Consider the following 8,780-nt stretch of genomic DNA (forward strand, 5'->3'; position numbering starts at 1 on the left):
TTCTTTTTTTTTTTTATTCCCCCCCGGGGGGTCGGGGGGGGGGCGGCCGGTGGGGGGGGGGGCGCCCTCCCCCCGCCGGGGGGGGGCGGGGGCCCCCCCCCGCCGCAACGCATTTCCCTGAGCTGACGGTCGGTCAGACCTGCTCGCGGCCACGGGCCGCGGGCACCCCCGCATCCAGCGCCGCCTCGGCGCCGATCCGCGCGTAATCGTAGTCCGGCACCGAGTGCCGCGCGCCGCCGCGTCGGCGGTCGAACAGCACGCCCGCGCCGGTGATCAGCAGGCCGAGCAGGGCGACCCCGGAGACCAGCACCAGGGCCGGTCGGTAGCCCGCCAGTTGGGCGGCCGAGTCGGTGCCGCCGTGGCTGCCGGCCGTGATGACGGCGGTGGTCACCGCCAGCACCAGGGCGTTGCCCACCTGCATCGCGGTGTTGACCAGCCCGGAGGCCAGGCCCTGCTCCTCGTCGGCCACCCCGTCGGTGGCGGCGATGTTGGCCGACGGGTAGAAGAGGGCGAACCCGATGCCGAGCAGCACCATGCTGGGCAGCACCAGGGCGACGAAGGAGCCGTGCTCGCCGAACCGCAGGAACAGCAGGTACCCGGCCACCATCGAGGCGGCGCCCAGCGGCAGCAGCCGGCCGGTGCCGAACCGGTCCACGATCGCGCCCATCCTGGTCGCCGACAGGGCCACCAGGGCGCCGGCCGGGAGCAGTGCGAAGCCCATCTCCAGGGCGGACCAGCCGAGCACCCGCTGCAGGTAGAGCGCGACCACGAACTGGAAGCCGGCGTAGGAGCCCATCAGGACGAAGGCGGCCAGGTTGGCCCGGGCCACGCTGCCGTTGCGGAAGATGCCGAGCCGGACCAGCGGGTGGGCGGTGCGCTGCTCGATCAGCAGGAAGGCGGCCAGCAGGACCGCGACCGCGACCAGCGAGCCGACGGTGCGCAGGCTCGCCCAGCCGACCGACTGCGCCTCGGTGACGGTGAAGACCAGCAGCAGCAGGGCGGCGGTGCCGGTGACCGCGCCGGCCACGTCGTAGCCGCCGCGGTGCGACTCGCGGGGCTGGCGGGGCAGCAGGCGCAGCGCGAAGACCAGGGCCAGCAGGGCGACCGGAACCGGCATCAGGAAGGTCCAGCGCCAGCCCACCGAGGTGAGCAGGCCGCTGAGCACCAGGCCCAGCGAGTAGCCGCTGGCGCCGCAGGTCGTGAAGATCGACAGCGCCTTGTTGCGGGCCGGGCCCTCGGCGAAGGTGGTGGTGATGATGGAGAGCGCCGCCGGTGCGGTGAAGGCGGCGGCCGCGCCCTTGAGGAAGCGGGCGCCGATCAGCAGGGCGCCGTCGTCCACCAGGCCGCCGAGCAGCGAGGCGGCGGCGAAGACGGCGAGCGCGACCAGGAAGACCCGGCGGCGGCCGAGCAGGTCGGCGGCCCGCCCGCCGAGCAGCAGCAGTCCGCCGTAGCCGAGCACGTAGCCGCTGACCACCCATTGCAGGGCGGAGGTGGAGAGCTTGAGGTCGGTGCCGATCGAGGGCAGGGCGACGCCCACCATCGAGACGTCGAGTGCGTCCAGGAAGAGCGCGGCGCAGAGCACGATCAAGGTGCCCCAGAGTCGGGGGGTCCAGCCGGTGGAGCCGTCCGTGGTCGGCAGGGCGTGAGTTGGCGATCCGTCATGGCTGCTGGTCATGGGGGCGACACTACATGCATATGCAATCAATGCAAGAGAATTTAATGCTGGTACACATAGTTCACGTGCATGTGATAGCGTCGGCCCCGTGCCTACCGCTGACCCGGCCGACGCGGCCGCCCTGGTGCTGGAGTGGCGCGAGCTGCTGGCCCGCCACGCCGCGACCGCCTGCGCGCTCGACCGCGAGCTGGGGGAGCGCTTCGAGCTCGGAATGAGCGAGTTCGAGGTGCTGGAGCGCCTCGCGCAGTCCGCCGCCGAGCAGGCCGACGCCTTCCCCGGCAAGCTGCGGGTGCAGGAGCTCGCCGAGACGGTGCACCTGAGCCAGAGCGCGCTGTCCCGGCTGATCGGCCGGCTGGAGAAGGCGGGCCTGGTCGAGCGCGCGATGTGCGCGGAGGACCGGCGGGGCATCTACGTCACCCTCACCGGGCCGGGCCACGAGCGCTACCGGGCCGCCCGCCCGGTGCACCGCGAGGTGCTCGCCCGGATGCTGACGGGGCCTCGGGACACCTGCGACTGACGCCGGTCGACCCGACGCGGTGCCGCGGGACGGGTCAGCGCAGCGCGCCGAGCCCGGGGGCCAGAGCGGTCAGCAGCACCGCGCCCGGGGCGGCCAGCGCCAGCAGGGTCAGCTGCAGCCGGGAGACCACCGGCAGGCGCGGCTCGCCGGCCAGCAGCCGGTCCACCCGGCGCGGCGCCTGGGCGAGGTGGCCCGGCGCCACCTCGCCGGGGCAGCCGCCGAAGACCCCGCGCCCGGCGTTGATCTCCACCATCGCGTGCGCCGTGGTCATCCGGCCGTGCCGGCGGGCCGCCCGGTCGTCCGCGGCCAGCTCCACCAACTCGCCGACCTGGTCCCGGAAGGCCGAGAAGACGCCGACCCCGGGGAAGCCCGCCGCCAGCGCCTCGGCGCCCTGCGCCAGCCAGTGGTGGCGGTGCCGGACGTGGCCGCGCTCGTGGCTGAGCAGGGCCTGCAGTTCGTTGTCGGTGAGCCGGCTGAGCGCCCCCGTGGTCACCACCAGGCGGGACTGCGAGCCGGGCAGCGACCAGGCCTCCGGCCGGACCGACTCCAGCACGACCAACCGCTCGCGCCGGGCCGGCTGGTGGCCCACTCCGGCCGGCAGCTCGGGCGCCCGGTCGGCCAACTCGCGGTGCCGGCGGCCCCGCTGGGCCCGGGCCGCGCGGATCTCCCGGGCCAGCGAGAGCGCGGTGCGCACCCCGCCGAGCGCCAGCAGCGCGGCGCACAGCCGGCCCCAGCCCTCCTGGCCGGCCAGGCCGTAGGCCGCCTCCACCCCGTCCGGGGCGCCGTGGAAGAGGAGTTGGCGCACCGCGGGCAGTGCGGCCGACAGCGCCAGCAGCAGGCTCAGCACGCAGCACAGCAGCACCGCCACCACCAGGCACTGCCAGACCAGCAGCGCCAGCACCGGTTCGCGCTCGACCCAGCGGGCCCGGGCCAGCAGGAGGGGCCCGGCGCCGGCGAAGAGCAGACCGAGCAGCAGCAGGCCGAGCAGGGCCGTCATGGCAGCAAGTCCCCCCAGGGGAAAGCGCGAAAGTGCGCTGCGTCTCAATCTAGGCGCTGCTCGCCCGGCGCGGAACGCCGGACCACGCGCAGTGACCAAGGACACCAGCGGCCCTGGCCCCGGCTACATGGCCAGCAGCATGGCGAACATCCCGACCCCCATGGCGAGCCGGCACGCCTGCGGGACCGGGCCGCCGGGCGCCGCCCCGCCGGTGCCGTCCGCGGTGAGCAGTCGACTGCCGGTCCAGAGCGCGTAGCCGCCGAAGTAGAGCAGCAGCGCGCCGGTCAGTGCGGGCCAGCCCATCGTCATCACCATCCCCGGGTGCGCCGCCCGCCCGGGCCGGGCCAGCGCCATGTAGGCCATCGCCGCCGCGCCGACCGCGTGGTGCAGCCGGTGGCCCGGTCCGTCGCCGGGGCCGCCGCGGTGGCCGACCGCCGCGGCGAGCGAGACGGCGCCGAGCAGGGCGAACAGCGCCACCCAGAGCGGTGCCGGCAGCCGGTCGCCGCTGACGATCATGGCGGCGGTGCCCAGGCCCATCGCCGCCTCGGCCGCGTCCGAGCCGCGGCCGGGGTGGCGCGCGACCGGTCGGCGCAGCCGGGCCAGGCAGATGGTGCCGGTGGCGGCGGTGAGCAGGGCCAGCAGCCAGCTGAGCAGAACGGGTCCGTGCACGGTCACCCCCTCGATCCGCACGGGACGAGGTCCACGATCACCCGTGGTGAGGGCCCGACAGCAGGGCGCGCACGGGGGCGTACGGAAGTGCGTGGCGGGCGGCCCTCCCGGACGCGCGCCGCAGTGCCGCCCGGGTGGCCGTCCCGCCTGGCGCCGTCGCCCGCGCGCCGCAAGGCTCGGAAGCAACTGACGTCACACGGTGGGCCAACTGCCGCCAACCGCAAGGCTTCCGGGCAGACGGCCGGTGGCGCGCAGATTCTCTCCCCTGTCCCCCCTTGAACAGGAGAACCTTTCGTCCTTATCGTGTTCTTGACTCAATACCTTCTGTTGAAGCAGGTCTCCCATGCAGAATCTTTCGTCGCAGCCCGCGGCGGCAGCCGACCTTCCGGTGGCGCCCCCCGCCGACCACCCCGCCTGGCTCCGCCTCAAGGAGGCCGTCGAGGCACTGCGCCCGCTGCAGTCCAAGGACGGCTCGATCGATCTGTCCGCCGTCCAGCGCGGCACCGTGGACCCGCTGCTCGGCACCGTGCTGGAAGCCGTCCAGGAGCTCGCCCCGCTCTTCCCGCACGACGCGGCCTACCTCGAGGCCGTCGGCGCCGACCTGCGCAAGTGGGCCGACACCGGGTACCGCGAGCCCGACTTCCTGGACTCGCTGCTGGCCTTCCAGCCCGCGGCCGACCGGATCGACGGCCTGGCCCACCTGGTCGTCTTCCCGATGTACACCCAGAACGGCAACCCCGACCGCAACCTGGAGGCCGTGCTGCTCCAGGTGGTCTGGCCGGACTGGCTGGCCGAGCTGGAGCGCACCCGCTTCGACAACCCCATGTTCGTGCCGATCACCTTCACCGACTTCACGGCCGGCTACGACACCAACTCCGCGGTGCTCTTCCCGGAGACCGTCGCCGTGCGCCAGGCGCCGGAACGTTTCACCTGGGGCGGCATCTTCTGCGACCGCGAGGCGGCCCGGTTCCGCGCCGTCTCCGGCTCCGCGGTGCGCCAGCTCGGCCTGGAGATCCCGGCCGACGCCGCCGAGCTGATCGCCGACCAGGAGCGGTCCCAGCAGACCTTCGTGCTCTGGGACCTGGTGCACGACCGCACCCACAGCCACGGCGACCTGCCGTTCGACCCCTTCATGATCAAGCAGCGCAGCCCGTTCTGGATGTACGGGCTGGAGGAGCTGCGCTGCGACCTGACCGCCTTCAAGGAGGCCGTCCGGCTGGAGGCCGAGGGCTACAAGCAGGGCCGCGACGTGCAGTACGCGATCCTCTTCGACCGCCTGTTCCGCTTCCCGGTCACCGGCGACCGGGTGCGCAACTACGACGGCATGGGCGGCCAGCTGCTCTTCGCCTACCTGCACCAGCACGACGCGCTGCGCTGGCGGGACAACCGGCTGACCATCGACTGGGACCGGGTCGCCGAGGTCACCAACGCGCTCTGCGGCGAGATCGAGGCGCTCTACCGGGCCGGCATCGACCGCCCGAAGACCGCGCACTGGATCGCCGCGTACGAGCTGGTCTCCCGGTACCTCACCCCGCACCCGGCCTCCACCTGGGCCAAGGGCCCGGCCGCGCTGCCGCTGGACGCGGGCGGCACCAAGGCCGTGAACAAGGCGCTGTGCGACGCCGTCCACCCGGACGAGTTCCCGCTCAGCATGTTCTACGAGGCCCTGGCCAAGAAGCTCGGCGGCGTCATCGCCGCCACCACCGGCATCACCGGCGCCGGCCTGCAGGAGGTCGCCGCGTGAGCACCGACTCCCTGCACGGCAAGGTCATCGCGGTCGCCGGTGCCAGCGGCCCGGCCGGCCGCGCCGCCCTGCGCCGCCTGGCGGCCGGCGGCGCGACCGTGGTCGGCGCCGACATCGACCAGCAGCGGCTGGACGCCGCCGTCGACTCCGTCCGGACCGACGTCCCGGGCGCACGGGTCAGCGGTCAGGTGATCGACCTGCTCGACCCGCAGGAGGTGCACGACTGGGCCGACCACCTGGAGGCCGAGCACGGGCACGTCGACGGCCTGATCCACCTGGTCGGCGGCTGGCGCGGCAGCAAGACCTTCCACGACTCGCGGCTCGACGACTGGGACTTCCTGCACGACACCGTGGTCCGCACCCTGCAGCACACCTCGCTCGCCTTCCAGCCCGCCCTGCTGCGCAGCCCGGCCGGCCGGTTCGCGATGATCGGTGCCGCCGCCGCGCACAAGCCCACCGCCGGCGGCGCGGCCTACGCCGCGGCCAAGGCCGCGACCGAGGCCTGGACGCTGGCGATGGCCAACTCCTTCGTGAAGGAGACCACCGCCGAGGACGGCACCCCCACCGCGGCGGCTGCCATCCTGGTGATCAAGGCCCTGGTCTCCCCGGAGATGCGGGCCGAGAAGCCCGAGGCCAAGTTCGCCGGCTTCACCGACACCGCCGACCTGGCCGACCACCTGGCGGACCTCTGGAACCGCCCCGCAGCAGAACTGAACGGACAGCACCTGTGGCTGACAGCCCGATGACCTTCCCCGCCGGCACCGACGCGGTGGTGCACCACGACGCCACCGTGCGCGGCTTCGCCAGCGACAACTACGCCGGGGTCCACCCCGAGGTGCTCGCCGCGATCGCGCTGGCCAACGGCGGCCACCAGATCGCCTACGGCGAGGACCAGTACACCGAGCACCTGCAGTCCGTGTTCAAGCGCCACTTCGGCGACCGGGCCGAGGCCTACCCGGTCTTCAACGGCACCGGCGCCAACGTGGTCTCGCTCCAGGCCCTGCTGCCGCGCTGGGGCGCGGTGATCGCCGCGCAGAGCGCGCACATCAACGTGGACGAGTGCGGCGCGCCGGAGAAGGTGGCCGGCATCAAGCTGCACCTGGTCGCGACCCCGGACGGGAAGCTCACGCCCGAGCTGATCGACCAGCAGGCCTACGGCTGGGACGACGAGCACCGGGCCGCCCCGCTGGCCGTCTCGCTGACCCAGTCCACCGAGCTCGGCACCCTCTACACGGTGGACGAGGTCAAGGCGATCTGCGACCACGCCCACGAGCGCGGGATGCTGGTCCACATGGACGGCGCCCGGCTGGCCAACGCCGCCGCCTCGCTCGGCCGGCCGTTCCGCGAGTTCACCACCGACGCGGGCGTGGACGTGGTCTCCTTCGGCGGCACCAAGAACGGCCTGCTCTTCGGCGAGGTCGTGCTGGTGCTCAACCCGGAGCGGGTCCGCAACATCAAGTACCTGCGCAAGATGTCGATGCAGCTCGCCTCCAAGATGCGGTTCGTCTCGGTGCAGTTCGAGGCGCTGCTCACCGGCGACCTGTGGCTGCGCAACGCCGGGCACGCGAACGCGATGGCCAAGCGCCTGGAGACCGCGGTGCGCGGGATCGAGGGCATCACCGTGGTCCGCCCGGTGCAGGCCAACGCGGTCTTCGCGGTCCTGCCGCGCGAGGTGAGCGAGCGGCTGCAGAAGCGCTACCGCTTCTACTTCTGGAACGAGCAGACCGGCGAGGTGCGCTGGATGGCCTCGTACGACACCACGGAGGCGGACATCGACGCCTTCGCCGCGGCGATCGCGGAGGAGATGGCGCGCTGACGCCCGCTCCGTCCGCCGCTCCGCACCGGTCCGGCCGCTGCTACGCCTCCCGTAGCAGCGGCCAGACCGTTTTCTCGGCCGCCCCGGCCCAGAGGACGTCGGCGTGGCCGAGGCCCGCCACCACCCGGTAGTCGACCCGGGCCCCGCCCGACCGGATCAGCCGCGCGCCCAGACCGTGGTCCCCGCGCCCGTGCTCGGCGTTGATCCACACCACGTCGGCCCGGATCGCCGACCAGTCGATCCGGTAGACGTCCGCACGCCCGGCCCAGACCGCGGCCAGGTCGCGCAGCAGCGCGATCGGCTGCACCCCGCTGCCGAGCTCGGCCATCGCCGCGGACCAGACGTTGAGGTTCAGCGCGTCGCCGCCGGCGCTGTGGCCCCGGTGGTAGATCCAGTTGGCGGGACCCGGCACCTCGTTGGTCCGGGTGAGCGCGAAGGTCAGCCGGGCCCGCAGCTCGGCGCCGTCGTCCGGGGACTCGAAGGCGGCCTTCAACCCCGGGTCGAGGACCGTGCCGCCCTCGGCCAGCTGCCGCTGGAACTCGGTGCAGAGCGCGTCCGCCCGGGCGACCAGCTCGGGCTCGGTCAGCGGGTCGTACGGCCCGGTGGTGTCCAGCACCAGCACCCGGCGCGCGGCGCAGCCCGGCTGGGCGGCCAGATCGAGTGCGAGGGCGGCACCGGCGGAGTGGCCGAGCACCTCGTAGGGGAGCGGCAGGTGCTCCTCGACCAGCGCCAGCACGCGTTCGACGTCGGTCCGGTGGCCGGCCAGTCCCCAGTCGGCCGCCCCGGCCAGGTCCTCGGTGTCCTCGCGCGGAGTGATGCCGACGGCGAGTCGGCCGTGCGCGGAGAGGTACTCCACCAGGCTGCGGTGGCGGCCGACGGTGAAACTGGCCCGCGCATTGAGGCCGCCACCCGGCAGCAGCACGACGACGCGCTCCGGAGCCGGGACCGCTCCGGTGATCGCTCCGGCGAAGACCTCGACGGTCACCGGAAGTCCCCGGCACGCCTCGCGCAGCGCCCGGACCGCCCCGTTCAGATGTTCTGTCATGCCCATGAATCGATCCCTCCCGCGTACCGCCGGCTGACTCCGGCTCAGAATGCCCGAGGCCGATTTGCTTGTGGCGCCCGGGGACCCGTACAGTTCCGGAGTCGCGCCGAGAGGGGCGGCGGAGCGAAGCAGCCAGAGAAACTCCGGTAAAACGGAGCGAAAAGGGTCTGATAAGCTCTACGAAGTAAGAACGAAGCGCCCGGAGAAAACGCGAGAGCGGGATCGAAGGAAGCGTCCGTTCCTTGAGAACTCAACAGCGTGCCAAAAGTCAACGCCAGATATGTTGACATCCCCGGCCTCGATCACTTGATCGGGGT

The 8,780-nt window shown here is 73.2% G+C and carries 8 protein-coding genes; 4 read left to right on the forward strand and 4 right to left on the reverse strand.

Features of this window, described 5'->3' with window-relative positions; translation table 11 throughout:
- Nucleotides 1-133: 133 nt before the first annotated feature.
- On the reverse strand, nucleotides 134-1,675 hold the full coding sequence (locus ACFW1A_RS34595) for an MFS transporter (RefSeq protein ID WP_380416248.1): 1,542 nt from the start codon (nucleotides 1,673-1,675) through the stop codon (nucleotides 134-136).
- An 88-nt stretch (nucleotides 1,676-1,763) separates the two neighbouring features.
- Between ACFW1A_RS34595 and ACFW1A_RS34600 the strand changes: the two genes are divergently transcribed.
- Nucleotides 1,764-2,192 (forward strand): MarR family transcriptional regulator, encoded by a 429-nt coding sequence (locus ACFW1A_RS34600; RefSeq protein ID WP_380416250.1) that lies wholly within the window; start codon nucleotides 1,764-1,766, stop codon nucleotides 2,190-2,192.
- Between the two features lie 34 nt (nucleotides 2,193-2,226).
- On the opposite strand, the gene ACFW1A_RS34605 is transcribed toward ACFW1A_RS34600, so the two are convergent.
- Nucleotides 2,227-3,189 carry a M56 family metallopeptidase gene (locus tag ACFW1A_RS34605; protein ID WP_380416252.1) on the reverse strand — a complete coding sequence of 321 codons (963 nt, stop codon included), beginning with the start codon at nucleotides 3,187-3,189 and terminating at the stop codon, nucleotides 2,227-2,229.
- 123 nt (nucleotides 3,190-3,312) lie between these two features.
- Nucleotides 3,313-3,858, reverse strand: a complete 546-nt coding sequence (locus ACFW1A_RS34610) for a DUF5134 domain-containing protein (protein WP_380416255.1) — start codon at nucleotides 3,856-3,858, stop codon at nucleotides 3,313-3,315.
- Nucleotides 3,859-4,201: 343 nt separating this feature from the next.
- On the opposite strand from ACFW1A_RS34610, the gene ACFW1A_RS34615 reads away from it, so the two are divergent.
- The 3 genes from ACFW1A_RS34615 to ACFW1A_RS34625 are packed head-to-tail and all read left to right on the forward strand — an operon-like array spanning nucleotide 4,202 to nucleotide 7,418.
- Nucleotides 4,202-5,602 (forward strand): DUF6421 family protein, encoded by a 1,401-nt coding sequence (locus tag ACFW1A_RS34615; protein WP_380416259.1) that lies wholly within the window; start codon nucleotides 4,202-4,204, stop codon nucleotides 5,600-5,602.
- Entirely contained in the window at nucleotides 5,599-6,348 is a 750-nt protein-coding gene (locus ACFW1A_RS34620) for an SDR family NAD(P)-dependent oxidoreductase (RefSeq protein ID WP_380416261.1), read from the forward strand. The genes ACFW1A_RS34615 and ACFW1A_RS34620 overlap by 4 nt, the downstream gene beginning before the upstream one ends.
- Nucleotides 6,345-7,418 (forward strand): threonine aldolase family protein, encoded by a 1,074-nt coding sequence (locus ACFW1A_RS34625; RefSeq protein WP_380416265.1) that lies wholly within the window; start codon nucleotides 6,345-6,347, stop codon nucleotides 7,416-7,418. The genes ACFW1A_RS34620 and ACFW1A_RS34625 overlap by 4 nt, the downstream gene beginning before the upstream one ends.
- Before the next feature lie 40 nt (nucleotides 7,419-7,458).
- Here ACFW1A_RS34625 and ACFW1A_RS34630 read toward each other — a convergent pair whose 3' ends face one another.
- Nucleotides 7,459-8,463, reverse strand: a complete 1,005-nt coding sequence (locus ACFW1A_RS34630; protein WP_380416263.1) for a hypothetical protein — start codon at nucleotides 8,461-8,463, stop codon at nucleotides 7,459-7,461.
- Nucleotides 8,464-8,780 lie beyond the last annotated feature (317 nt).

Origin of the sequence: Kitasatospora sp. NPDC058965, from assembly GCF_042741245.1 — a bacterium.
Classification (GTDB): domain Bacteria; phylum Actinomycetota; class Actinomycetes; order Streptomycetales; family Streptomycetaceae; genus Kitasatospora.

Bases quoted from the DNA above. Each gene is read 5' to 3' on its own strand.
- ACFW1A_RS34595 (WP_380416248.1), bottom strand. From the start codon at position 1,675: ATGACCAGCAGCCATGACGGATCGCCAACTCACGCCCTGCCGACCACG.
- ACFW1A_RS34605 (WP_380416252.1), bottom strand. From the start codon at position 3,189: ATGACGGCCCTGCTCGGCCTGCTGCTGCTCGGTCTGCTCTTCGCCGGC.
- ACFW1A_RS34615 (WP_380416259.1), top strand. From the start codon at position 4,202: ATGCAGAATCTTTCGTCGCAGCCCGCGGCGGCAGCCGACCTTCCGGTG.
- ACFW1A_RS34625 (WP_380416265.1), top strand. From the start codon at position 6,345: ATGACCTTCCCCGCCGGCACCGACGCGGTGGTGCACCACGACGCCACC.
- ACFW1A_RS34630 (WP_380416263.1), bottom strand. From the start codon at position 8,463: ATGACAGAACATCTGAACGGGGCGGTCCGGGCGCTGCGCGAGGCGTGC.